Origin of the sequence: Cerasibacillus quisquiliarum (genome assembly GCF_014202495.1) — a bacterium.
Lineage (GTDB): Bacteria > Bacillota > Bacilli > Bacillales > Amphibacillaceae > Cerasibacillus > Cerasibacillus quisquiliarum.
This window is the reverse complement of sequence record NZ_JACHHA010000015.1, coordinates 34,820-57,496: the sequence shown is the minus strand read 5'-3', so window position 1 is coordinate 57,496 and position 22,677 is coordinate 34,820. Positions and strand designations below refer to the sequence as shown.

30 protein-coding genes and 2 pseudogenes are annotated in these 22,677 nt (G+C 33.9%); 26 read left to right on the top strand and 6 right to left on the bottom strand.

Annotated features, from left to right (window positions below):
• Positions 1-173 precede the first annotated feature (173 nt).
• The 3 genes and pseudogenes from HNQ35_RS12550 to HNQ35_RS12540 form a co-directional block, all read left to right on the top strand.
• Positions 174-497, top strand: a pseudogene (locus HNQ35_RS12550) (GNAT family N-acetyltransferase); the annotation flags it as partial.
• Between the two features lie 541 nt (positions 498-1,038).
• On the top strand, positions 1,039-1,911 hold the full coding sequence (locus HNQ35_RS12545) for a YitT family protein (protein ID WP_146938465.1): 873 nt from the start codon (positions 1,039-1,041) through the stop codon (positions 1,909-1,911).
• Positions 1,912-2,524: 613 nt separating this feature from the next.
• Complete coding sequence (locus HNQ35_RS12540) at positions 2,525-2,764, top strand: type II toxin-antitoxin system Phd/YefM family antitoxin (RefSeq protein ID WP_311737141.1); 240 nt, start codon at positions 2,525-2,527, stop codon at positions 2,762-2,764.
• Between the two features lie 167 nt (positions 2,765-2,931).
• Here HNQ35_RS12540 and HNQ35_RS12535 read toward each other — a convergent pair whose 3' ends face one another.
• Positions 2,932-3,141 carry a hypothetical protein gene (locus tag HNQ35_RS12535; protein WP_146938466.1) on the bottom strand — a complete coding sequence of 70 codons (210 nt, stop codon included), beginning with the start codon at positions 3,139-3,141 and terminating at the stop codon, positions 2,932-2,934.
• Between the two features lie 271 nt (positions 3,142-3,412).
• Between HNQ35_RS12535 and fosM the strand changes: the two are divergent.
• The 6 genes and pseudogenes from fosM (at position 3,413) to HNQ35_RS12510 (ending at position 7,308) form a co-directional block, all read left to right on the top strand.
• Positions 3,413-3,837, top strand: a pseudogene (gene fosM / locus HNQ35_RS12530) (FosM family fosfomycin resistance protein).
• 66 nt (positions 3,838-3,903) lie between these two features.
• Complete coding sequence (locus HNQ35_RS12525; protein ID WP_146938467.1) at positions 3,904-4,401, top strand: GNAT family N-acetyltransferase; 498 nt, start codon at positions 3,904-3,906, stop codon at positions 4,399-4,401.
• A gap of 9 nt (positions 4,402-4,410) precedes the next feature.
• Entirely contained in the window at positions 4,411-4,536 is a 126-nt protein-coding gene (locus HNQ35_RS14325; protein WP_260173535.1) for a hypothetical protein, read from the top strand.
• Positions 4,537-5,374: 838 nt separating this feature from the next.
• The gene (locus tag HNQ35_RS12520) at positions 5,375-5,971 is read left to right on the top strand and encodes a protein kinase (RefSeq protein ID WP_146938469.1); all 597 of its coding nucleotides are present in this window, start codon (positions 5,375-5,377) and stop codon (positions 5,969-5,971) included.
• 82 nt (positions 5,972-6,053) lie between these two features.
• Positions 6,054-6,518: a GNAT family N-acetyltransferase gene (locus HNQ35_RS12515; RefSeq protein ID WP_146938470.1), complete on the top strand. Its 465-nt coding sequence runs from the start codon at positions 6,054-6,056 to the stop codon at positions 6,516-6,518.
• A 337-nt stretch (positions 6,519-6,855) separates the two neighbouring features.
• The gene (locus tag HNQ35_RS12510; RefSeq protein WP_146938471.1) at positions 6,856-7,308 is read left to right on the top strand and encodes a GNAT family N-acetyltransferase; all 453 of its coding nucleotides are present in this window, start codon (positions 6,856-6,858) and stop codon (positions 7,306-7,308) included.
• Between the two features lie 118 nt (positions 7,309-7,426).
• Here HNQ35_RS12510 and HNQ35_RS12505 read toward each other — a convergent pair whose 3' ends face one another.
• Positions 7,427-8,026 (bottom strand): nitroreductase family protein, encoded by a 600-nt coding sequence (locus tag HNQ35_RS12505; RefSeq protein ID WP_146938472.1) that lies wholly within the window; start codon positions 8,024-8,026, stop codon positions 7,427-7,429.
• Positions 8,027-8,214: 188 nt separating this feature from the next.
• On the opposite strand from HNQ35_RS12505, the gene HNQ35_RS12500 reads away from it, so the two are divergent.
• From HNQ35_RS12500 to HNQ35_RS12460, 10 genes are all read left to right on the top strand, one after another.
• Entirely contained in the window at positions 8,215-8,421 is a 207-nt protein-coding gene (locus HNQ35_RS12500; protein WP_146938473.1) for a hypothetical protein, read from the top strand.
• 107 nt (positions 8,422-8,528) lie between these two features.
• A complete protein-coding gene (locus tag HNQ35_RS12495) occupies positions 8,529-8,687 on the top strand; it encodes a hypothetical protein (protein WP_170226720.1) in 159 nt (52 codons plus the stop codon).
• Between the two features lie 182 nt (positions 8,688-8,869).
• Complete coding sequence (locus HNQ35_RS12490) at positions 8,870-9,706, top strand: hypothetical protein (RefSeq protein ID WP_146938474.1); 837 nt, start codon at positions 8,870-8,872, stop codon at positions 9,704-9,706.
• A 105-nt stretch (positions 9,707-9,811) separates the two neighbouring features.
• Positions 9,812-10,051 (top strand): type II toxin-antitoxin system RelB/DinJ family antitoxin, encoded by a 240-nt coding sequence (locus HNQ35_RS14540; protein WP_218026200.1) that lies wholly within the window; start codon positions 9,812-9,814, stop codon positions 10,049-10,051.
• Between the two features lie 37 nt (positions 10,052-10,088).
• Positions 10,089-10,226, top strand: a complete 138-nt coding sequence (locus HNQ35_RS14315; protein WP_246118107.1) for a hypothetical protein — start codon at positions 10,089-10,091, stop codon at positions 10,224-10,226.
• On the top strand, positions 10,216-10,398 hold the full coding sequence (locus HNQ35_RS12480; RefSeq protein WP_246118106.1) for a hypothetical protein: 183 nt from the start codon (positions 10,216-10,218) through the stop codon (positions 10,396-10,398). The genes HNQ35_RS14315 and HNQ35_RS12480 overlap by 11 nt, the downstream gene beginning before the upstream one ends.
• Before the next feature lie 155 nt (positions 10,399-10,553).
• Complete coding sequence (locus HNQ35_RS12475; protein WP_146938475.1) at positions 10,554-11,009, top strand: 8-oxo-dGTP diphosphatase; 456 nt, start codon at positions 10,554-10,556, stop codon at positions 11,007-11,009.
• Positions 11,010-11,062: 53 nt separating this feature from the next.
• On the top strand, positions 11,063-11,269 hold the full coding sequence (locus tag HNQ35_RS12470; RefSeq protein WP_146938476.1) for a transcription initiation factor TFIIIB: 207 nt from the start codon (positions 11,063-11,065) through the stop codon (positions 11,267-11,269).
• Positions 11,270-11,341: 72 nt separating this feature from the next.
• Positions 11,342-11,593 carry a hypothetical protein gene (locus tag HNQ35_RS12465; protein ID WP_146938477.1) on the top strand — a complete coding sequence of 84 codons (252 nt, stop codon included), beginning with the start codon at positions 11,342-11,344 and terminating at the stop codon, positions 11,591-11,593.
• A gap of 214 nt (positions 11,594-11,807) precedes the next feature.
• Entirely contained in the window at positions 11,808-12,569 is a 762-nt protein-coding gene (locus HNQ35_RS12460; protein ID WP_146938478.1) for an AAA family ATPase, read from the top strand.
• 162 nt (positions 12,570-12,731) lie between these two features.
• On the opposite strand, the gene HNQ35_RS12455 is transcribed toward HNQ35_RS12460, so the two are convergent.
• Entirely contained in the window at positions 12,732-12,926 is a 195-nt protein-coding gene (locus HNQ35_RS12455) for a hypothetical protein (protein ID WP_146938479.1), read from the bottom strand.
• A 174-nt stretch (positions 12,927-13,100) separates the two neighbouring features.
• On the opposite strand from HNQ35_RS12455, the gene HNQ35_RS12450 reads away from it, so the two are divergent.
• The 4 genes from HNQ35_RS12450 (at position 13,101) to HNQ35_RS12435 (ending at position 16,265) form a co-directional block, all read left to right on the top strand.
• Positions 13,101-13,652, top strand: coding sequence for an O-acetyl-ADP-ribose deacetylase (locus HNQ35_RS12450; RefSeq protein ID WP_146938480.1), 552 nt, complete (start codon positions 13,101-13,103; stop codon positions 13,650-13,652).
• Between the two features lie 163 nt (positions 13,653-13,815).
• Positions 13,816-14,487: a YiiX/YebB-like N1pC/P60 family cysteine hydrolase gene (locus HNQ35_RS12445; protein ID WP_146938495.1), complete on the top strand. Its 672-nt coding sequence runs from the start codon at positions 13,816-13,818 to the stop codon at positions 14,485-14,487.
• A gap of 61 nt (positions 14,488-14,548) precedes the next feature.
• Positions 14,549-15,730, top strand: a complete 1,182-nt coding sequence (locus HNQ35_RS12440; protein WP_146938481.1) for a YycP family beta-propeller protein — start codon at positions 14,549-14,551, stop codon at positions 15,728-15,730.
• A gap of 43 nt (positions 15,731-15,773) precedes the next feature.
• A complete protein-coding gene (locus HNQ35_RS12435) occupies positions 15,774-16,265 on the top strand; it encodes a GNAT family N-acetyltransferase (protein ID WP_146938482.1) in 492 nt (163 codons plus the stop codon).
• 143 nt (positions 16,266-16,408) lie between these two features.
• On the opposite strand, the gene HNQ35_RS12430 is transcribed toward HNQ35_RS12435, so the two are convergent.
• Positions 16,409-16,837 carry a nuclear transport factor 2 family protein gene (locus tag HNQ35_RS12430; RefSeq protein WP_146938483.1) on the bottom strand — a complete coding sequence of 143 codons (429 nt, stop codon included), beginning with the start codon at positions 16,835-16,837 and terminating at the stop codon, positions 16,409-16,411.
• 243 nt (positions 16,838-17,080) lie between these two features.
• On the opposite strand from HNQ35_RS12430, the gene HNQ35_RS12425 reads away from it, so the two are divergent.
• Both HNQ35_RS12425 and HNQ35_RS12420 read left to right on the top strand, forming a co-directional pair.
• A complete protein-coding gene (locus HNQ35_RS12425) occupies positions 17,081-18,013 on the top strand; it encodes a WD40/YVTN/BNR-like repeat-containing protein (RefSeq protein ID WP_146938484.1) in 933 nt (310 codons plus the stop codon).
• Positions 17,994-18,857, top strand: a complete 864-nt coding sequence (locus HNQ35_RS12420) for a hypothetical protein (protein ID WP_146938485.1) — start codon at positions 17,994-17,996, stop codon at positions 18,855-18,857. Before HNQ35_RS12425 ends, HNQ35_RS12420 begins: the two co-directional genes overlap by 20 nt.
• Before the next feature lie 84 nt (positions 18,858-18,941).
• Here the strand turns inward: HNQ35_RS12420 and HNQ35_RS12415 are convergent, their stop codons facing one another.
• Together HNQ35_RS12415 and HNQ35_RS12410 are read right to left on the bottom strand one after the other, a co-directional pair.
• Positions 18,942-19,232 (bottom strand): hypothetical protein, encoded by a 291-nt coding sequence (locus HNQ35_RS12415; protein WP_246118104.1) that lies wholly within the window; start codon positions 19,230-19,232, stop codon positions 18,942-18,944.
• A gap of 144 nt (positions 19,233-19,376) precedes the next feature.
• Positions 19,377-20,804, bottom strand: a complete 1,428-nt coding sequence (locus tag HNQ35_RS12410) for a hypothetical protein (protein WP_146938487.1) — start codon at positions 20,802-20,804, stop codon at positions 19,377-19,379.
• Positions 20,805-21,194: 390 nt separating this feature from the next.
• On the opposite strand from HNQ35_RS12410, the gene HNQ35_RS12405 reads away from it, so the two are divergent.
• The gene (locus tag HNQ35_RS12405) at positions 21,195-22,637 is read left to right on the top strand and encodes a S1 family peptidase (RefSeq protein ID WP_146938488.1); all 1,443 of its coding nucleotides are present in this window, start codon (positions 21,195-21,197) and stop codon (positions 22,635-22,637) included.
• Positions 22,638-22,677: the final 40 nt, after the last annotated feature.

The window sequence follows — 22,677 nt, the reverse complement described above, 5'->3', positions numbered from 1 at the left end:
TGCATCAATTAAATATTCACGCAATCTGTGCTTCTCTGCGGGATTTAGTTTTTGAATGGCTTTAAGGATTTCAGTCGCTCTCACAATCATCACCAACCCTAATGTAGTTAGTTCAATTACAGAACATTCGTTCTTTAAAATCAATTATCAACAACTAACTTTAACAGAGCCTTCGCAAAAAAGATAATAAAAATATTGGCTATGTAGATTTCTCAACAATTATGAGAGACGAATTCCAATGGGGAGCTATAGGATACAGACTTCATAACCAATTTTGGAGACAGGGTTATGGCAAAGAGGCAGTAAAAGAGGCACTTCATATCGCCTTTAAAAGCCTCCACTTCCACCGCATTGAGGCTCATATAAACTTAGATAATACCGCATCCATTCATTTAGCCGAAAGTGTCGGTATGAAATTTGAATGCATAGGAGAAAAATTTATATATGAATTTGGTGGATGGACCGATAATCTAATCTATTATATGAACGCAAAGTAATTTTTGAATGTGTTTGATTTAAAAAATAAATTTAAATGGCTTGGATCTAGTCTAAGTAAGCATATTTTAATTAAAACCGTCCCATGCTGTCACATGGAACAGTTACAATAGACCAACCCCATCAAGAGGGGAAGGCATTTAAAGAATAGTAATCCCTCAATACGCTTTACGAGCATATGAGGGATTTTTTATTTTTGTCTGATATAGAGAAACGCTATTAACATACCAAAAGCAATCATTAAGTTCAAAATGTTTTCATATTCATTTTATTTATAAAAACATGACTCCCTGATATTGTAAGAATATGTCTCGATTGTGTTCCCATCCTCATTTCACTTATAATTATTTTATTAAGAAACAATCATACATAGTTAACAGTAATTGGTTTCATTATATTAGTAAGGAATTTCTAATGCAAAGTAACTATCCAATGGCAAGTTATTTACACAATGGCTCCTACAAACAATGATGATGTATCCATGCTGAAAGAGAATGAATGGTTGATTTCCTAATGAAATAAAATTTGGAAAGAGGACAAGGTATGAGTTTAACGAAACAAAATATCATGATTATGCTGAAGAAGATTTTGCGGGCAATACTAATTATGATTGGAGCATTTATTACAGCATACGGATTAGAAGCGATACTCATTCCGAACAATGTATCAGATGGTGGTGTGACAGGTTTAAGTATCGTTGGATCACAATTAACGGGACTGCCTTTAGGAATTTTAATTGCGCTATTAAATATACCGTTCATCTTTTTAGGTTATAAACAAATTGGGAAAAGCTTTGCAATCAATTCCATTATTGGGATTGCTTCACTTGCATTTGGGACGAGCATTATGCGCCATATCCCAACCATTATTGAAGGAGATACGTTGTTAGTTACTGTTATTGGTGGTATTGTTATTGGATTTGGGATGGGGTTAGCATTACGTAATGGTGGTGCATTAGATGGGATTGATATGTTAGCCGTACTCCTTTCACGAAAATTACCTTTTGGGACAAGTGACTTCATTTTATTTCTAAATTTATTTGTCTTCATTGTTGTCTCCACTGTATTTGGTCTTCGCGGAGCTTTCTTATCGGGAATCGCCTACTTTATTGCTTCTAAGGTCATTCAAACCGTTGAAGAAGGTTTAAGTGGTTCCAAGACCTTTAAAATTATTACGAATAAACCTGAATTAATGGTTGAAACGATACGTGATCGCCTTGGACGAAGCGCAACGTATAACTTAGTTGAAGGCGGTTATTCAAATGAACAGTTCAAAGAAATTACATGTGTCATTAACCGTTTAGAAGATAGTAAAATGAAAGAGATTATTTATGAAATAGATAATCAAGCCTTTGTAGCAGTATATGATGTGGCAGAAGTGAGAGGCGGAAACTTTAAAAAACGTAATATTCATTAGTATGATTGGTTTTAGTAGTCAGCTTAAAATTGATCTTGGATTCTTATTAATAGGAACCCAAGATTTTTTCATGATTAGATTAATCCGTTCAATTTATGTAAAATTAGCTGAGAGGCCTTGGTAACTCCGCAGTGCCCTATGTAAATTGAGAAAATTATGCTAATATATAGTTATATAATCAATCTATTAAATGTTTTCAAATAAATTAAAGGAAGTGATTTAAATGCCTACTTGTCATAACTGTAAGAGTGAATGGACATGGAAGCAAACCGTTAAATCATTGTTTAGATTAAAATGTCCATATTGTGGAAAAAAACAGTGGAAAAAAACAATATGAATCAGCAGCATCTAGAAAAAGAACCTCCATGATAAGTATCATCCCATTAATCGCTGTACCTATTAATTTATTGTTAAACCTTCCTTGGTGGAATGTTATTGTTCTTATGATCCCTTTGATTGTTATTGTTTTGGGAATTTATCCGTATTTGATTAAACTTTCTAATGAAGAAGAGCCGCTTTGGTGACTTAACTCCTAATGCATGCAGGTAAGAAACGATTAAGTGTAAAAAGTAATGCATATCATGATCATGATACATTAGATTAGGAAGTATTAATTATACAATTAATAAAATCAAGTTCAGATTTAAGACATAAATATAGAGAAATACTAGATCTTTGTAGCGAATATGATAAGTCAGTTTATATAACTAAAAATGGACATAAAGATTTAGCTGTCATGAGTATTGAAACGTATGAAAAGCTTGCTAAAAGGATTAATACCTTAGCTGATATGCCGTTAAGGAGTGCTTTGGTTACTGATAATAGATTAGTTCATAAAGGCATTCGGAAATGAATAGTGGATATTGTATTTTATGTTGTTAATGAAAAGGATAAGTTAATTACGGTTATCAGAATATTGTACAAAAGGAGAAGCTGGATCAATCTTATCTAAATAGTTCTAAAGGGAATTTGTTGTTAAAATGCTCTAAATGGTATGAAGACTCTCCTTAAATATGCAAATCATCGTTTAAACCATTTCTCGATAAGAATATGAAATGTTTCGTTATAGAGGAAAATAGTGAACCAGAGAATTGTCCCACAAAATACCGTTAACGCTCTTACTTCCCCTTTTATAAACGCTTGGATTGGAATGACACAAACAATAAGCACAATCCCCATTGAAATAGCCAAAACTTCGAGATAAAAACGGAATCTAAGTGGATTCATCATGCATCATTCCTCCCTTTTTATCCATATTATAAAAAAAATAATTACTTAATAACAAGTCTTCTCAGAATAATAGGTGGATAAATCTATCATCTCAATGAATCCACTCTCTTTATGATTTTTGTTATTTTCATTTTTCTTTTTTAAGTATTAATTTACATATAATTGACTGAATTTCCAGTGAAATATATATGTTTTCTGTTATAATCTTTATTATAAGAAAATTCCGGATGATGAGTTGCCAAAACACTAAACTAACCTTAAGGTGATAAACATGTCAATAAAGGGTATCAATCATTTGTTATTTTCCGTTTCTGATTTAGGACGTTCCATTGATTTTTATCAAAAAATATTCGGCGCTAAATTATTGGTAAAAGGAAGAAACACTGCCTACTTCGACTTGAATGGAATGTGGCTTGCTCTCAATCTTGAGAAGGACATTCCACGTAACGAAATAAGTCAATCATATACACATATTGCTTTTTCAGTAGACGAAACAGAATTTGATGAGATATATGATAGATTAAAGGAATTAAATATGTAAACATATTGCCAGGACGTAAAAGAGATGCAAGGGATAAGAAATCGGTTTATTTTACAGATCCTGACGGCCATAAATTTGAATTTCATACGGGTACTTTGCAAGATAGACTTGATTACTACAAACAGGAAAAATCATATATGGAATTTTTTGAATAGAAGTTCTCCTTCGTAGGATTTGGTTTTTATACATTAACATAAAGTAACGCTGGGAGAGGAAATCTAATGATCATTAGAGAGGTAAAATTATCAGATGCAGATAGATTAGCAAATCTCATTCAACAAGTTGAAAAATATTCAACATATATGCTCTGGGAGCCAGGAGAGAGGAATATTCAAACTAAAGATCAATTAAAAATGATTAAAGGGATTAAAAGTAGTGAAAACTCTACTATTCTAGTTGCTGAAAATGCAAATGAACTCGTTGGGTTCTTATTAGCAAGAGGAGGAAATGCACGAAGAAATAAGCATGCCGCTTATATCGTAGTTGGGATTTTAAATGATTATCGCGGTAAAGGAATTGGAACAAAATTGTTTAACGAATTAGATAGATGGGCTTCTAATAACAATATTCACAGGTTAGAGTTAACGGTTGTTACAAAGAATGAAGCGGGTTTAGCATTATACAAAAAACAAGGTTTTGAAATCGAGGGAACAAAAAGAGATTCACTATTTATTGATGGAGAATTTGTGGATGAGTATTACATGTCAAAGTTGCTATAGTGTCTTTATATGGTTCGATTAGAGAATCGAGCGGTGACGAGCCGAAATCGAGCAGTGATGCCACAAAATCGAGCGGTGCCAGGTCAAAATCGAGCGGTGCCAGGTCAAAATCGAGCGGTGCCAGGTCAAGATTGAGCGGTGCCAGGTCAAGATCGAGCGGTGCCAGGTCAAGATCGAGCAATTGCGTGATCCAACCGAGCAGTAAAACGCTAATAAAGGACTGTATTTCATCCCTCTTTGAATTTCATATTGATTTTTATGACTGAAAATTTCACCTTGAAATAAAAGTAGTTAAGCAAGAGAACATAATATATTTTTGAGCTACGACACAAGTGATTGTTCCAGTATTCTTAAATAGTCACCACCAAAAACCACTTTATTTTCAAAGTAGCGCAACCCCGAGCCAAAATCGCGCAACCTATATTACTGAATAACTATATAAAAGAGGGAATTATAGTGAATGATTATATACAGAATTATTTACACGTGCTTAAGAACAACTTTATGTTAGTGATCATGGCATCTGTCTTATTAGTTTTAACTTTTTTCATATGGGCTGGTTTTCCTGTTTTTACAGTCGGTCTGGCAGTAGCAGGTTTGACAACAAATTCTGCTATAGTTCATTTTTCAATTTCGCTTTCAGGAGGGCTTCTATTTTCTCTGTATTTTGTGCCATTCAATTTAAAAGTGGCTAAACGGATAGCGAAAATAAACTTTCATAGCGTACAGCGTTGTTTTGTGCGTATTCAAATCATATGGATCATAGTATGTTCTATCATTTTCGAAATAATTATGAACGTCGTTATGCAATGAAGAGGAGGAGATATGATGTCAAATTTTACAGTAGATATCCAATAATATTTTACGCGGTGTTATACAATAAAAAGTATAAAATTTTTATTGTGTAATAGGAATTGATGTTGTTAGAAACTAACAGAGACTGAATTAATAAATAAGGAATTCAGGTGAAAAAATGTATAAAGATATCATTGAAAATTGGCGTAAATATTGCATCAAAGACAATTTTATAGGAATTGGCTCTACAAGAAAAGCATTCAAATTCTCTCATTATGTGATTAAATTACATTTACATCCCATTGGTCATAAACAATCGCAAAATGAATTAAAAATATACAATGTAATGAATGAAAATGGATTACATGAGTTGTTTGCAGAGACATACTATGTAGATAAGAAGTTTTCTATTCAAAAGTACTACCATCCTTTAGAATTAATAGATAATCAATCATTCGAGATCAATACTACACAACATGCAAATCTCCTACCGAATCGATATGAAGAAGTCTTAGATTTATTAGATAAAGATTTTGATAGTTTTGACCTAAAGGATAGTAGCAATTATGGCTTGAATGAGGAAGGAAAACTTATTTTTATTGACTACGGCATGAGTAAAAAATTATATGAAAGAGAATGGGTTCCATTAGCGGAATCAGGAATCCTCCCACAAATTGATTTTGACTATTGTCGTGTTTGTGGACAAAAGAGGGAACTCCGTATGTACGGAGATCACGATAGCGATAGACGTTGTTATGATTGTGGGAAGGAATAGCATGTGTTTTCTAGCTATGACTTAGTACAAATGATTGAGAAGCTTACACAAGATGTCTCTAGAAAATGACGAGGTGCTCGCTATGTACATTGATTATTTATTAAACCATCCAAATAAGATAAAAGAAGTTGCTGAAATGATTTATAAGGAATTTGTAGAAAAAACAGGTAGTAATATGACATATGAAGATGTAGTGAAATATTTTTCAAATACGAAGCGGCATGCATTTCCTATTACAGTCATTGCATTGGAAAATGGGGAGTGTTTAGGAACGGTGTCGATTTTTGAAAATGATTTAAAAATAAGAGAAACGTATAAACCTTGGCTAGCATCCTTATACGTGAAACCTGTGCATCGTGGTAAGGGTGTTGGTCAAAAGTTGGTAGATAAAACAATCGATATCGTTAAAGAATTAGGGTTTCGTACGCTTTATTTAAGAACGGAATATGCATCAGACTATTATCGAAAAAGAGGATGGACTTATGTCGAAACCGTTTCCGATGATCAACACGAGCAAATTGATATATTGAAAATGAAGTGTATATGACTAGTTAGGGAGGATTTTGTATGATTTATGATGATAAAAATAAAACAATAACGACTAACAGACTCATCCTAAGATTGTTTCAAAAAACAGATGCACCAGCCGTTGCTAAACTTTGTAACAACTATAATATTTATAAAAATACATTATACCTTCCTTTCATTCAAATCCTGCTTCGGAAAGGGTTTTGCAAAAAATAGGCATGGAAAAGGAAGGAGTATTAAGTGAGCATGTCATAAAGGAAGGCCACTATGAAGACCTTGTGTATTATGGAATTATTAATAGTGATTCAGCAAAATAAAATGACGAAATTGAATGATTGTTAATGTAGGAGTGTCATATGGAGATTAGACGACTAAGTATAGATGAAGAACCACCCATGGATTTATTATTGTTAGCCGACCCTTCTCGCAATATTGTTGAGGAATATGTAAGGAGGGGAGAATGCTTTATTGCTGAAAGTGATAATCAGCTTGTTGGGGTTTATGTGCTACTTCCTACAAGACCTCAAACTGTAGAAATAGTGAATATTGCAGTTGTAGAAGAATACCATGGAAAAGGAATTGGGAAATTTTTAGTAAAAAATGCAATTAAAACAGCCAAAAAAAATGGATATAAAACAATTGAAATTGGGACTGGAAATTCAAGCATCGGACAGCTTGTTTTATATCAAAAATGTGGCTTTAGGATTACAGGTGTGGATATTGATTTTTTTGTTAGACACTATCAAGAGGAAATTTTCGAGAATGGGATACAATGTAGGGATATGATTCGTCTATCCCAAGATTTATAATTGATATGGCCGTGTTTTATTCGTGGAAAATAGGATTTAACGTGTATAAGAAAAAACATCGAATAGATAAAAAAATCGTCCCAAATGATGGGACGATTTTTTACTAAATTCAACAATCTTAACTAAAAACTAAAACGCGACTTTCGTCTGAAATAAATTCCTTTTCTTTTGGTTTACCAGCAATCCCACCAAATGGCATTTGTGCTTTTAAATTCCAAGATGCTGGTATATGCCAATGTTCTTTTATTTGATTTTCAATGAGTTCGTTATAATGTTGTAGTGATGCGCCAATACCTTCATGAGCTAAAGCTGTCCACACAGCAAATTGAGTGATCCCTGTTGACTGTTCAGACCAAATAGGGAAATTCTTTTCATAAGCTGGAAAGTTTTTTTGCAAATTGGAAACAATCTCCGTATCTTCAAAAAAGAGAATGGAACCGTAGCCTTGACGGAAAGTATCGATTTTTTCTGCTGTCTTTGGGAATTTATCCTCAGGAACGATTGAACGTAAAGCTTCTTCAACAATATCCCATAATTTTATATGGTGTTCACCAAATAAAATAGAGATACGGGATGTTTGTGAGTTAAAAGCCGATGGACAGTGCTTAACGGCTGTTGTTACAAGCTGTTGAATTTGTGTATCTGATAAGGACACGTTTTTATTAAGAGAATAAACAGATCGTCTATTTTTTATTGAATCAATAAATGAATTTTTCATGTTAATAACCTCTCTATGTTGAATAATTGTACGGTATATATATTAACATAGGACATTTTCAATTGAAACAAATAGAAACTGAAAGAAAAATCTATCATGTTCCATGTTATCCCTTACTTATTTATCTGAATAGTAATATAATAGAGTGGAATCTGCCGTTGAGTGTTAAGCTAAAATGAGGTGAAACCATGACAAAACAATCCATTTATAAAAGCGAAGAAGGAAAGAGGTTAATCACACAACATTATGAGGATTACATAAAATCGCTTAAGAAAGAAATTTTTCCGAATTTAACTACCTTCAAAACTTACGATATGGGGCATTTTCCATCAAAAAAACATATAAAAAATATGAACAGTGAGATGTTAGAGTTTCTTGTGAAGCATGACTACTGAAAAAAGTTAAGTCATGTTAGGTACATTTGGCAAATGAATTAAAACTGAGATAAAGACTATAATAGATGCTATTTCTATAAGCGGCTAAAAATAGAGGTGGATTTGCAATGAGAGGTTATATGATATTTGGAGTTAGTTTTATACTAGCATTTTCATTAATAAGATTTTTATCGGTACTTTTAGTGACGCGCTTTTATAATTGGACGAATCCTCCAGGTGGATTAGAATGGACAATGGAAAATCCTAACCAATTACCAGAAACTTAAACTGTATATGAAAATGTTTTTAGTTCCTTTTTGATGATATTAATTATCTCCTTTGTTTCAGCTTCAATTGCTTATTTTATTTCAAGAAAAATGTCTAGCATCAGTCATGTTAATAAATAGTTTTGTTATTCTTCTTAATCAATATTAGTTACCTAAACGTATTAATTTTGGAGGGAAATAATATGAAAATCATTGATACGATCCCATTTTTTATGGATCATTATCAACCATCTATCTCCTTTTTACAAAGTTACTATGAAGAATATCCGGATATATTTAGAGAATATTTTGCGTATCATTGCAAAGACACGAATGAAAGGCATAATCAATCGATTACAAAATATCCTCAAGCCATACCAATTATAAAAAAAGTCCACCAGAGCATTAAACCAATTATTCATGAAATAACTAATCAATATTATAAAATATACCATGTTTCTTTCCCGGTAGATGTAAATTTAATCGTAGGTGGCTTTGGATCTAATGCTTTTACTCACCGTCAAATAATCCCAAATATTACATTTGCATTAGAAAAATTATCTCCAGAACCTGACCATTTAAAAGTTATCGTTGCACATGAATTTGGGCATGCTTCACATCATATTATTTCAGACGAATCAGGAATGGATTGGTATAAAATGGAGTGGAGAAATCCACTTATTTGGCTAAATCAAGAGGGAGCAGCTATTCATTTTTCAAAAAGAATTTCACCAGGCTTAGAGCCTTTTGTATATTTCTCATTTGATAATGATGGAGAAGAATGGTTATCGTTTGCTGAGTCAAATAAGGAAAAAATAAAACAAGCGTTTACTGAAGACTATTCCTCTAAAACCACTGAACAAATTTTTCGTGAATGGTTTTCAATAAATGGTGGTAAAAGATTCGGTTATAGTAGATTAGGATACTTTTTAGGGGACTTATTTTTCCAAAACCAAGTAAAACAATTGGGAGAAATGAAGGCAATAACGACTTGGAAAGATTTACATTTCATAGATAGAGTCGAAAGTTGGTTAAAATAGTTAAGTCATCTAAGTCTGAAAAATTATCTGGCTTTTGTAAATACTATTTCATATAATAAGTATAAATAAAGAGTGATTTATAATGGATAAGACAAAAAATTAACGATAAATATCGAACCTAGAATCGAAGAACAGGCAGAGTTAGTTCTTGGGCGATTAGGTATTCCGGTTTCCGTTGCAGTGAATATGTTTTTGAAACAGGTTGTCATTCAAAAAAGAATTCCCTTTGAAGTGACGCTTTCAACAAATTATCCTATTGATACAAGTACCTTAAATGATGAAGAATTGGACATAGAGATTGAGAAAGGGTATGCGTTTTTTTACAAGGTAATACAAAACATGTAAGTAAAACTTTTTCAGATATTCGCGATGATTACCGTATATGAAATATAGAGTCGTTTTAACTAATCAGGCTGACGCTGATTTACGAGGGGTTTATGAATATATTGCATTTACACTTCTTGAATCAAGAACAGCGGCTAGAAAAAGCTATATTGAGTTTGGAAAAGATGCCTCATAGATTTAGGTTATTTGAAAAAGAACCATGGCATACGAGAGGATTATGTCAAATGCCTGTAGATAATTTTGTTGTACTTTATATTCCGAAGACTGAGATAAAAACTGTTACTATTATTCGAGTTATGTATGGGAGAAGAAATATTGAGAAACAGCTACAAAATATTGATAAGTAACGAAAACAGTTACTCATTCTAATGAGGATTTTTTTTTGAAGACAAAACCATTAATTTTTTCATTTCCATTTTGTTCAAAGCTTAAGTATTATGAGTAATTATCTATAAAATTAAATTTATGTACAATAATTAAAACTTATGAGGGAGAACGATTAATGAGTAGAAGTGAAAAAGCAGTGTTCACAAACATGTGTATGATCTATGATGATAACGGTAGAATACTAGTACAAGATCGACTAAATTCTAACTGGCCAGGGATCACATTTCCCGGTGGACATGTAGAAAGGGAAGAATCATTCGCACAATCAGTTATTCGTGAAGTATATGAAGAAACGGGGTTAACCATTACATCACCTGTTCTTTGTGGTGTGAAACAGTTTCAAACAAATGATGATGAGCGTTATATTGTGTTACTCTATAAGACAAATCAGTTTGAAGGAGAACTAAAGTCATCTGAAGAAGGGCGCGTTTTTTGGATTGAAAGGGCCGATCTGTATCATTATAAATTAGCAAATGACTTTGACAAAATGTTAGAAGTGTTCGAATCAGATACGCTTAGTGAATTCTATTACGAGCAAGATGGTAATCAATGGCAAGTAAAGTTATTATGAATCTATGAAAGATTAAATGATGTTTAAACAATATTGTTAGGGGAGATATTGAAATGAAAAAATCAACAGAAGTAACAGAATGCCCAAAATGTGGTGGAAAAGAATTAGGTAAAGGCGTCTATCAAGGTTATGCGGTGATGGCTCCGGCTAATAAGATGAGTTTAGGATCAAGTGTTGAACATATTCTTTGTACGGATTGTGGTTTTATCATTGAAAGCTACGTCATAAAACCAAATAAGTTTAAAGGAACTATTTTTTAATAATATAAGCTTTTATAAAATGACGAAACATTTCAATATCTTAAACGTAATACACGTTAGGAGGGATGAGCAATGAAAAAGTATTTTATTTTTGCTATTGGTTTCGTCGTTTTATTTTTGTTATTTGAATTTACACTTGGATTTTTTATTACTTTTATGTTCGCTGCAGACGTAAGCGGATCATGGAATCAGAGTGGTTTATTACCACCAGAAGTGTGGATGACTGGTATTCCAGGAAATTCCTTTTCGTATAGCTTATTGATTGGACTTTTCTCCGCTACAATTGCTTACTTTATCGCAAATAAAGTGGAAAGTAGAGAGTAAATGTAACTGATCTTGTTCAAGAAAACAATGAAGAGGATGCAAAGAAAGTCGCTTTACGTTGTGTAGCAGGCAGCGACTATTTTGGAATGGTATTTAGATCAAGAATTTTAAACCTTTAATGAAAAACGACTTATTGAAAAGAAGTTTTGAAATCTACTCATTTTCCAATGTATCAAGCCGGTGTTAATGAGAAGTAAAAACGAGGTATCCAAAGATGAAGCTTAATCCCGATACACAATATATTAAAAGTATTGATTTGAAAAAAGATGAGATTCCATCAAATCATCAATTTCCATTTAATTTGCCGGTCATTAAGACATTTCAAAAGCTTCAGCTACACCCGAATGTCACATATATAGTTGGAGAAAATGGAATGGGGAAGTCGACATTATTGGAAGGTATTGCTGTTGCACTAGGTTTTAACCCTGAAGGAGGGACGCGGAATTTTAACTTTTCTAGTTATGATTCTCACTCGATCCTTGATGAATATTTGCGTGTGGCTAAAGGCGTATATTTACCTAAAGACGGGTTCTTTTTTAGAGCAGAAACATACTATAACTTGGCAACCAATATTGAAGAATTGGATGCACAACCTAGCTCAGGGGCAAGAGTGATTGATCGTTTTGGTGGTAAATCATTGCATAAGCAATCACATGGAGAGGCATTTTTCGCAACATTTATCCATCGATTCGCGGGAAAGGGAATATATATTTTAGACGAACCAGAAGCAGCGCTATCTCCATTACGGCAAATGTCCATGCTTGCTCGAATACATGAACTTGTCAATTATGGTTCACAATTTATTATCTCGACACACTCACCGATTATAATGGCGTATCCACATGCTAAAATCATCGAGTTGACAGAGAATGGTATGACGGAACAAAAGTTAGAGGAAACAGGCCATTACCAATTGATGAAGCAATTTTTTAATGATAAAGATCGGATGTTGTATCATTTGTTTCAGGAAGAATGAATTTAGTTATTCGGACTAATCGAAGTCTGACATAAACAATGTGTTTCAAAATGACGAACAAATGAAAATAAAATATGTCTCCACCTGATGTTGTATACGTATACTTTTTTGATAAAAAGAAGAATTTCTGTTTAACTACACCAATTTGTTCCTCAACCTTGTTTAAAACAAGCCATTGATGAGAAAAAACTTGAATTTCCCCGAAGCAAGTGTTGCTCTGTTCACATCTAATACGGATACGCCTGATTTAAACATGCTTTTCAAATCTAAATAGCCAATGACATTATTTTCGACGTCTCGAATAGTTGTTTCGCCCGATGAGAGAAAATGATCTGAAATATAAACGGCATTGTTCATGTTCATCACTCCATATGATTTGTACGATTAATTGAATGTGTTGGTTTCAATATTATCCCAATGCTTGTCCGATTTGCTACAATCATGTTTTATGAAATAGAATACTACTTCAACTAATATATTAATAGACGTAAAAATAGTGTAAAAATTAATATTTTGGAAGGAGAATGGTCGATGCATGTCGAAATAAACGGTAATGAACTTATTTTGATGACAGGTGATTTGACAAAACAACAAGCCGACGCGATTGTAAATGCCGCTAATGGAACACTAATGGGAGGAGGGGGTGTTGATGGAGCTATTCACCGTGCAGCTGGACCAAAGCTACTTAACGAGTGTCAACAGATAAGAAAACATCAGTTAAAAGGTGAGTATTTACCAACAGGTGAAGTTGTGATAACGAAAGGATATGACTTACCAGCGAAATATGTGATCCATACAGTAGGGCCAATCTGGAGTCAAAGTAAGTCAAATCAAGATGAATTGCTTGCGAAGTGTTATCGAAATTCATTACAACTTGCTTTAGATAAAGAACTGACAAGCATTGCATTTCCATCAATATCAACAGGCGCTTATCGTTTTCCAATCGAATTAGCTGCCACCATTGCCATAAGAACGATTATTGATTTCTTGAAAAGTCATCCATTCGGACAAGTGGTGATGACGTTGTTTTCTGAAGAGGATTATGCTGTTTATGTTCAGGCATATCGCAATATCATAGGTTAACACAGTTTATGATAAATTTGAGTTAAGTGCCAATCCATCACACAAAACCTTGTCATATATATAATTATCAGAATAAATATTTAATATTTTAAAAGAGGAGGCGTATCAAGTGAAACGAATAGGCTTATTGTTAATTGTGATTTTCACATGTTTATCAGGAACGATGACAGTCAGTGCAAGTACGGCATTTTACGAGAATGATGTTTTTTCTAAAATTGCACACCTTCAACAAGGTGTGTCAGTTGAAGAAGTGAAAGAATCAGTGACAATATTTGCAAAAGAAGAAGGGCTAACGATTACTGAAGCAGCTGACATGATTTTAAAAGAATTAGAGGATCAAATTGCTCAAGATGAGAAAGAAAGAAATCAACTAGCAGGTGGAAGTTCTGGGAACTATAAATTAAAGCCGTCTGAAAGAAATGGCGATATTTATTACACACCTTCTACGACTCTAGGGGTTCCGCATGGTCACAACGGCATCTATTACAATCGTTATTATGTCGTCGAATCGCTCCCATCAACGGGTGTAAGAATGATTCGCTATAATGATAGAAATGTCGAGAAAAACGCGGTCATGCAAAAAGTAAAGACAACACAAACAAATCGTGACGCGGCTGCTAATTGGGCAAAGAGTCGTGTAGGCGACCCATACTCTTATAACTTTGCTACGAACCGCCACACTGGTCACTACGGAGCAAAAAACTGCTCTAAACTATTATGGAGTGCTTACCTTTTAAATGCTGGCATTGATATTGATTACAATAAAGGTGCAGGTGTTTATCCGAAAGATATTCGCGATTCTAGTTATGTAGAAACGTATTTAGTTATTCAATAAATCTCTAAACTTGTTATGGTCCTTTGACCATAACAAGTTTGCTACTTAAAGGGGTTTTTACATGAGAAAAATGTGGTTGCTTCTTATTGGTGTTATTTTATGTATCAGTGTGTTTGTTTGGTTTATGACGAAAAATCCTACAACACAAATACTGACAGAAGAACAGTTAGATGACCCGAATTTTTTAGAAGATAAGTTAGCTGTCTTGTATTATTCAACAACAATGGATACGACACCGGGAAAAGGGTTTGTCGTTTTTGTTGACGAAGAGGGCACGATTTATCCATATCAAACAAAAGGGCTAGAGTTAGGAAGCGTCACTTATTCTGATGAAGTTGGTGCGGTCTTTTTTCAAGATGAGTCACATGATTATGTTGTTTCTAAATCAACAGGGCTTACAAAAAGAAAACGTGATAAAAAACAGTATACAGGAGACTTTGTCGCAGCTAAAGATGACGACACATTTTTCTCGATTTTCAATACAGGTATTCCCGATGGTAGTTCAGAATATCAGTCCGATATTTACTGGGAACAGGGAAATGAATTGAAACAAGATACCTTGCCATTTTATATTGATACGAGAGGTGTACATAGTAATGTCATTTATCTGATTGCTGCCAATCCATTAAATGATGAAAAGATGTCCGTTGATTTTACGCTCCATCAAGTAACATTATCCGACAAGGCTGAAACAAAACAAATGATGTCCTGGAATGAGGCTGATGCGTATCCTTTAAGCCATTTAATCTATCATGATCATCATTTGTATTATATGACTTTATTTCATGAACAAGATCAATCCTATTTTAAAATAGGAGATATCGACCTTAATAAGAAAACGGTCACATATCATGAGTTATTTGCAACAAATAGTGAGCTAGAACAAGACTATTTACCGTACGGACGTAAAAGCATTCATATTCATGATGATTTATTATATGCCATAGATGGAAAAGGGAATATTTACACAATGGCATTAAAGACAAAGCAAATCGAAAAAAATTTTAACATTGTGGAAAATATAAATCCGGCAAGTTTTGTTAAAGTTGATTGGAAAGATGAGCAATTATTTCTTTATTACAGCCATCTTAATGAAAAGGAGGAAGTTTTTGAGCAATCAGCTATTGTCATATATGATCTCTTAACACGAGAAAAAACTCAGACATATGAAATTGAAGGGTTAGATGATTTTTTAAATAAACATCATCAAGTATACGCTTATGATATCGCTTTTATAAAATAATCGAATCGAGACCGTAAAATATAGTGAAAAAAGGAGTGATTTTTTGCTTGAAACTGACAGATGTGTCCTCTTAAAATTACAAGAGAATGATTATGAAGCCATTAAACAATTGTATATGAATACAGATATTAGACGGTATCTTGGCGGAATTTTAGAAGAAGATACGATTAAGAAAACTTTTTTAAACATGGTTCACCAAAAAATGGACGGATTGAACTTGGTAGTTAAAGAAAAAAGTACGCATACATTTGTAGGACTCATCTCACTTGACACACACCATGATGGTATATCTACAGAAGTGTCGTATCAAATCCTTCCAAAGTGGTGGGGGAAAGGGATTGGTAGTGAAGTTGTGGAAGAAGTAATCAATTACGCGTTCAAAAGTCTAAATTTACCGGAAGTTATTGCTGAAACTCAAACAGCAAATAAACCTTCATGTAGATTGTTAGAAAAATTAGGGATGAATTTACGTGAAACATTGTTGAGATTTGGAGAAGAGCAGGCTGTCTATTGTCTTACGAATCCATACCATTAGAATATTTTAATATGGAGTTCTAGTATATAAAGGTCGCAGTTAAATTTCTAGGAGAAAAAGGACTTTGCAAATTTGGTACAGGTATACATAAGTTTAATGGGTTTAGTGTGCAGTTTTAGTCATTATTCACCTTGACGCCAATGTTAAAACGACAAACGAGATGATGATGTTTCAATCAAATACGTAGTCATTTCTTTTAATTTGGACTTCTTGCCTGCACTAGTGAAATTGTAAACATGACAAAATGCATAACTTTTTTTATTTGCTAACATGAATATGCCATTAGCGGAAGCTGTTTTCCCGTGTGTAATAATATAGCTCATATGCAGTTCAGAGACTTGAGTCGTCTGGTATTCATTTATCATATCCGCGATCTTGTCTTTTCCTTGGACGCGCTTATCACCAACAATATCCCAAAGAAAATCATCAGCTAAATAATCAAAAATAAAATTGACATTTTTCTTAGCAAGAGCGATGTTTAAATCTTTGAGGAGGCTTTTCTTTGGTGCGTTCCCGCAGTCAATAGGGCATGTTACTTGTAAATTTCCATAAACAGTTGTTGAATATTTCATTGTTTTTATTCCCTTCTATTCAATATAAAATAAATATTGATAAACTATTTTATCATATATTAAATGTCCGTATGAACACCATCCTTTTCTAAATGAAGTGTGGGGTAGGCATTTCTAATCTACATCTCAACCGCTTTTTGTTGGAACATGTGCGGAGAGCGTGTGTCTAGTCAATGTAGGCTGCAGTTAATCAAACAAAATAGTATACCTTTATAGTCAATAATCAAAAGGAGAGAACTGCCTGTGAAAAAAATAATTCTTATTATAGCAAGTGTCATCATGTTCGGCTCAATCATTTCTATCATAATCTATCTACAGTATCCCAAAGGCTCTTCTCTACAGACAAATTTTGAGGAACAACAAGACAAATCACCAGAGGCTGAGAAATTACAACCAATCTATGATGATGATCATACAGTGGGTTATTCCCTTCAAAATAAAGAGCTAAACATAACATTTGATAAAGGCAAAACTTGGCAATACGTTCCAATTGAAATAGATAAATTATTTGCTGGGGAGTACAATGGGAATAAACAAGAGCTGATTAAAAACAGTTATATCCTTTCAGAAAATCGAGTGGCATTTTTATATATGGAAAAAACAAACGAATATGAAAATAAAGTTGTATTAACATACTCGCATGATCAAGGTAAAACGTGGAAAGACGCTATTGTTACGGATCGTTATCCAATGATTCGCTTTCGAAAAGTAGCTTTTCTAACTGAAGAATTCGGTTATGTCATTATTAGCGGTGACCGCGTTGTAGCACAAGAAGCATCAAATGTTTATATAACATTTGATGGTGGGGAAAATTGGAAAGAAACAAATCAATCGGGTGTCACTCGATTAATTTCGGACGGTGGATTTATAGATGAACAAACTGGGTTTTTGTCTTATGGAACTATTAATCCAGATGAACCGGAACTTTATGTAACACAAGATGGCGGAAACATATGGACGCAAGCCTTTATAAATGTTCCAGAAAATTATCATGAAATTTTTGTAACAGCTGAAATACCTTTTAAGGAAGAAGCCCATTTGGTGCTTCTCGTTAATCAAGGTCCTAATGGTGATTATAAAGGCGGTAAAGTGAAGGGGAAGTTTATTTCAAAAGATAACGGTAAAACATGGGAATTTTCGAAGGAGATAGAAGTAGATGACCAAGAGGCAGGATAAACGAATTAAAATAATAGGCTGGTTACTTTTCTTTCTAGCAATCGGTTTCTTTTGTTTACAAATGGGTTACTTATTTATCCATCAAAGATTTCAAGTGGAATACATTGATGACCGGATATTTTACATGATAAATATAATTTGTGTTCTTTGTTTATCACTAGGAATACTGTTTTTACTAACACTCACCAAAAAGTGGAAACTTGCCGTAGCTAGTATTGTAATCTTATTTATAATTATGAATGGCGTGTTGCTCGTTATAGGTAATTCAAAAATTAAAAATGTAACAAGTATATCACCTGATTTTAAGCATGTATTAGCGATAAAACAGAATACTAAAACCGGTGAAGCAGTTTATTATAGAAACTATTACGGTATTCTTGCTCTGCCAAAAGAAACATTACCCTATAAAACAGATGGCGAATTTAAAGTGGAATGGTTAGCAAATGATGTGGCTGTAGTTACATATAAAGCCACTGATAAGACAATTCATCAATTCATCGGTACGTACGGTGACCGTGGTGGTGGTCTTTCTTATTATTATGTTGGAGCTGAGATACAAGGTGCGTGGAAAAGTGAAGATATAGAACTTATAAGCAGTCCAGACGGAATTTCCGTTACACAAAATGGTCAAACAGAAACATTTGATTGGGATCAAATTGTTCAGTTTGGCACACTTGCTATTGTCCTGACTGAAAATAATCAAGCGAAGTGGACGATATCATTAAATGAAGATTTTACAATTGACTCGTCTTCTGCAACATCACCATCTGGAGGAATAAGTGTATACCGTGCAACAATGGATGAAAATAAACCGTTTGTGCTGACATATGATGGTGCAAATTAGTTTTACTATCTTGGCAAATAAGTGGCGACGTGGGGTGAAGTTTCAAGATATGAACGACACCCCCAATATGATGAACAGACTGATTTAATCTTTTTTATACAAGACACTAAGGAGCAGGAAAAGCCCAGAGACAATTAATAAAATGAACGTCAAAGAATCTCCAGATAAATTAAGTTCATCGACAATAATCCCAGACTGGAACGTTAAATAAGCTCCAATAAGGACGAAGAAAAGCGAATTAATAAGTATATAATTGATTGGACTTAGTTTATCTTTAAAGAAAACGACATACACAAAGTTACATATAACAATAAATGTAATGAGATAAAAAGCAGGTCGATCTAATGTGAAAGTTTCACCAATGTTTCCTAACAATGTCATAACTCCTTTTTACATTAATATATTTGTATTATACTATATTTTTTTCTGCTAAGGTAGTTTAGGGTGACAGTATATTCCAATTTAAAAAATAAAGCAACTCATACAGACTCATTTTGTCGTTTTAATATACATATATCGTTAAAAAATCCACAACCCTATTAAGGTAGAAATGATTAACCCAGCCATTACGGGAACAATGGATTTTCGAACGAGATCCATGACCGGAACTTTGGCAAAACCAGCTATTGCCACAAGGGAGGACCAAGCAATTAATGTTCCACCACCTACCCAAATAGAACCCATTTGTCCTATGGCAGCTAAAGTTTCTACGTCTATGCCGACAGTACTTCCTAAGGCCCCAGATAAAGAACCGACTAAAGGTAAGCCAGAAAAGCCGGAGCCGTCTAACCCCGTAATCGCTCCGATAAGAAGAATTCCAAATCCGGATATAAAAGGATTTTCTGGTATAAATTGCTGACTGGAAACGACTAAATCAAATAGAAAAGATGGTGTTTCTTCGGCATTCGTATCTAGTATTTTACTAAATAATTCACTACTCCCCATAAAAAAGAATCCTGCAATTGGTATAACCGGTCCCATAGCATTAAAGGCGAATAAGAATCCCTTTACAAGATGGTCACTAACAAGATTTAAGGAAGAACGGATATCCTTAAAGAAAGATGCGATGATAAGAATTATGATAGACGCACCACCAATTAAAGCGGCTCCTGTTCCGCCTTCGATTGGTGGAATAGTATCAATAACAATAGCGAGAAACATATAGCAAATAATGATAAAAAATGTTATCGGAACGACGATGGCAAAAAGAAGACCATATTTGTTTTTGCTTCGTTTATGAACTCGAAGATCTTGATTTACCTGAGAGAAATTGTCCGTTTTTTCCCAAGCAATTAGATGGCTATTAGAGGGTTTTGAAATCTGTTTTCTTAGTAAGAAGTAAGCGATAATGATAGCAATGCTTCCTGTAATAATGGATAATACAAATGCTCGATTAGCTACAATACTCACATCTACCTCAGCCGCTGTCGCTGTTAAAGATGGCGCAATTTGGATGATATAATCAGAAGATAAAGCCATGCCTTGACCAGCAAGCGAAATGGCGATAGCAGCACCAATTGGTGGCAGGCCTGAACGTATAGCAACAGGAATGAGTAGAGCTCCAACGAGTGGCACAGCAGGTGTTGGCCAAAAGAAGAGAGAAATCGTATACGTAACGAAAATAATAACCCAATAAGACATATGTCCATTTTTCATAACTCGCTGAAATGGTGTGATCATCTGTTCATCAGCACCGAGCGTTTTTAAAGCGTGTAACAACGCAGTCATAATGGCGATAATCAGAAAAATATTAAATAACTCACCAGCCGCAATTAAACTAGCATTAAATATCGTTTGTAAGCCAATGATAAAGGAATCGGAATATATCCATCCGACTAAGAAAGTCACGATAAGAGATGGTACAACAACATTTTGTCGGCACAGCATTGTTAAGATAATGATAAACGTCCCGATTAAATACATCCAGTGTGCTGCAGTTAATTCCATTACTTGTTACCTCCCCCGACTATCATGACATAGTGTATGCAGTTGAATGGGCATCGGTGAGGACTTAAAAATCAAAAACCTAATTGGGGAGTATATTATATTAAAAATTAGGGTAGGTGTAAATATTGAGAATGCAAAATTGTGGGATAAATGCAAAAAAACTAAAAATATATTGATACAAATAAGACAGAAGTGATATAATAGTCGCGAAGATCAACATAGCTTTTATACAAATCATATTATTACTATTTATTTAAAAGGGGGATGTTAAGGATGGAATTTTATATTTTGTTAAGATGTTAATGATGTAATTTATAGTCCTTTTAATAATTAAATTAACATTAAAGGATTGTATTAACGATCCTTATTATTAAAAGGAGGAAAAAACTCGTGAAGAAAAGAGTTAGTTCGTTGTTTTTCATTTTGTTATTAATATTTGGAGTGAATATTACAACAATTTATGCTGAATCGACAATTGGAGAAAGTTATAAATTAAAAACAACCTCACCTCAGACTATAACACTTGCCAATTCACCTACAGAGCGTCCCAAAATTGAACAATTAAAAAGAATAGCTAAAAAGAAGGGTATTACCCTAGAAGAAGCCCTAGATGCCTATGTTGTTGAACAAGTAAACAGCGGATTAGGCGGGGCTTATGAAGGCGATACAGGAAAAGTATCAGCTAATAATGATTTAGAGGATTTACCTACCCTCCCACCAAACATTATAATTGATGGAATTACTTTAGATGAACTTGAAGATCTTAAGGTAATTGCACAAAGTGAAGGAATTAGTTTTGATGAAGCAATCGATCGTTTCGCTTGGCAAACTGAATTTGTTCGTGTCGCGGATAAACTTGAAGAGACATATCCCGATACTTTTGCTGGTGCCATTTTTCATAGCGATGGAAAAGGCGCGTGGATTGCTTTTAAAGAGAGTATTCCGAAAGATGCGATAAATTTATCTAGCACTCTACCAGCTACAATTAATTTAGTTGGTAATCAAGGGTTCTCGGAATTAGAGTTGAAAACAGAACTTGAAGCTATTCATGATAATATCTATCAACGTGATGAAATCTCAAATGTGAATAGCTATTATGATATTCAAACAGGTGTTATTACGATAGAAAGTCAGCCAAAAGAATCCTTATCAGTATTACAACGTAAGAATTTATTATCCACAATGGAAGAATTACAACCACAAAACAAGAATATTATTGTTGAATATAAATTAATAGATAAACTTGAAAGTGGAAATGAAAGTAAGTATGTTCGTGGCGGAGGTTTTCTTAATAAATCATCTGGAAATTGTACAGCAGGATTTACTTTGCGGAACAATAGTGGTGGAAGAGGCTTGGCAACTGCTCATCATTGTACTGGTACATTTACTTATGCTAACCATAGCGGTAATAGAGGTACAACAACTGTTAAGCGTGTGAAATCACATGCTGGGAAATACGGTGATTTAGCCCGGTATACTGTAGGTACCAAAACGGCTGCTCGTACGTTCTACTACAATTGGAATAAGAAACGTTATGCTACAGCAGTAGGTAGCCCACGTGTGGGAATAAGAGTATGTAACTTTGGAAGAAAGTCTGGGAATAAATGCGATGAAATATATAAGCTAAATACAGCACGTGGCCAATATCAAGGCATGGTATCTACACGAAAGCATTATACTACAAATGGAGATAGTGGCGGTCCATGGTATTATGGGGGAACTGCATACGGTATTCACAGCGGATATTCGACGATTAACCGTGGTCAACGTAGCCAATTTTCACCAGCACGTAATTTACCTTCTGCAGTGGGTATGAGGGTGCATACGAAGTAATTACTTTAGAGATTTGGTTATCATGTTGAATTGATGTAGA

Excerpts from the sequence above, each read along its gene's own strand:
- HNQ35_RS12525 (WP_146938467.1), top strand. The coding sequence starts at position 3,904 with ATGATCATTAGAGAGGTAAAATTATCAGATGCAGATAGATTAGCAAAT.
- HNQ35_RS12440 (WP_146938481.1), top strand. The coding sequence starts at position 14,549 with ATGAGAAAAATGTGGTTGCTTCTTATTGGTGTTATTTTATGTATCAGT.
- HNQ35_RS12465 (WP_146938477.1), top strand. The coding sequence starts at position 11,342 with ATGAAAAAGTATTTTATTTTTGCTATTGGTTTCGTCGTTTTATTTTTG.
- HNQ35_RS12490 (WP_146938474.1), top strand. The coding sequence starts at position 8,870 with ATGAAAATCATTGATACGATCCCATTTTTTATGGATCATTATCAACCA.
- HNQ35_RS14315 (WP_246118107.1), top strand. The coding sequence starts at position 10,089 with ATGAAATATAGAGTCGTTTTAACTAATCAGGCTGACGCTGATTTACGA.
- HNQ35_RS12475 (WP_146938475.1), top strand. The coding sequence starts at position 10,554 with ATGAGTAGAAGTGAAAAAGCAGTGTTCACAAACATGTGTATGATCTAT.
- HNQ35_RS12500 (WP_146938473.1), top strand. The coding sequence starts at position 8,215 with ATGACAAAACAATCCATTTATAAAAGCGAAGAAGGAAAGAGGTTAATC.
- HNQ35_RS12445 (WP_146938495.1), top strand. The coding sequence starts at position 13,816 with ATGACAGTCAGTGCAAGTACGGCATTTTACGAGAATGATGTTTTTTCT.
- HNQ35_RS12495 (WP_170226720.1), top strand. The coding sequence starts at position 8,529 with ATGAGAGGTTATATGATATTTGGAGTTAGTTTTATACTAGCATTTTCA.
- HNQ35_RS12510 (WP_146938471.1), top strand. The coding sequence starts at position 6,856 with ATGGAGATTAGACGACTAAGTATAGATGAAGAACCACCCATGGATTTA.
- HNQ35_RS12470 (WP_146938476.1), top strand. The coding sequence starts at position 11,063 with ATGAAAAAATCAACAGAAGTAACAGAATGCCCAAAATGTGGTGGAAAA.
- HNQ35_RS12515 (WP_146938470.1), top strand. The coding sequence starts at position 6,054 with ATGTACATTGATTATTTATTAAACCATCCAAATAAGATAAAAGAAGTT.
- HNQ35_RS12535 (WP_146938466.1), bottom strand. The coding sequence starts at position 3,141 with ATGATGAATCCACTTAGATTCCGTTTTTATCTCGAAGTTTTGGCTATT.
- HNQ35_RS12420 (WP_146938485.1), top strand. The coding sequence starts at position 17,994 with ATGACCAAGAGGCAGGATAAACGAATTAAAATAATAGGCTGGTTACTT.
- HNQ35_RS12545 (WP_146938465.1), top strand. The coding sequence starts at position 1,039 with ATGAGTTTAACGAAACAAAATATCATGATTATGCTGAAGAAGATTTTG.
- HNQ35_RS12480 (WP_246118106.1), top strand. The coding sequence starts at position 10,216 with ATGCCTCATAGATTTAGGTTATTTGAAAAAGAACCATGGCATACGAGA.
- HNQ35_RS12505 (WP_146938472.1), bottom strand. The coding sequence starts at position 8,026 with ATGAAAAATTCATTTATTGATTCAATAAAAAATAGACGATCTGTTTAT.
- HNQ35_RS12460 (WP_146938478.1), top strand. The coding sequence starts at position 11,808 with ATGAAGCTTAATCCCGATACACAATATATTAAAAGTATTGATTTGAAA.
- HNQ35_RS12450 (WP_146938480.1), top strand. The coding sequence starts at position 13,101 with ATGCATGTCGAAATAAACGGTAATGAACTTATTTTGATGACAGGTGAT.
- HNQ35_RS14325 (WP_260173535.1), top strand. The coding sequence starts at position 4,411 with ATGGTTCGATTAGAGAATCGAGCGGTGACGAGCCGAAATCGAGCAGTG.
- HNQ35_RS12520 (WP_146938469.1), top strand. The coding sequence starts at position 5,375 with ATGTATAAAGATATCATTGAAAATTGGCGTAAATATTGCATCAAAGAC.
- HNQ35_RS12430 (WP_146938483.1), bottom strand. The coding sequence starts at position 16,837 with ATGAAATATTCAACAACTGTTTATGGAAATTTACAAGTAACATGCCCT.
- HNQ35_RS12455 (WP_146938479.1), bottom strand. The coding sequence starts at position 12,926 with ATGAACAATGCCGTTTATATTTCAGATCATTTTCTCTCATCGGGCGAA.
- HNQ35_RS12410 (WP_146938487.1), bottom strand. The coding sequence starts at position 20,804 with ATGGAATTAACTGCAGCACACTGGATGTATTTAATCGGGACGTTTATC.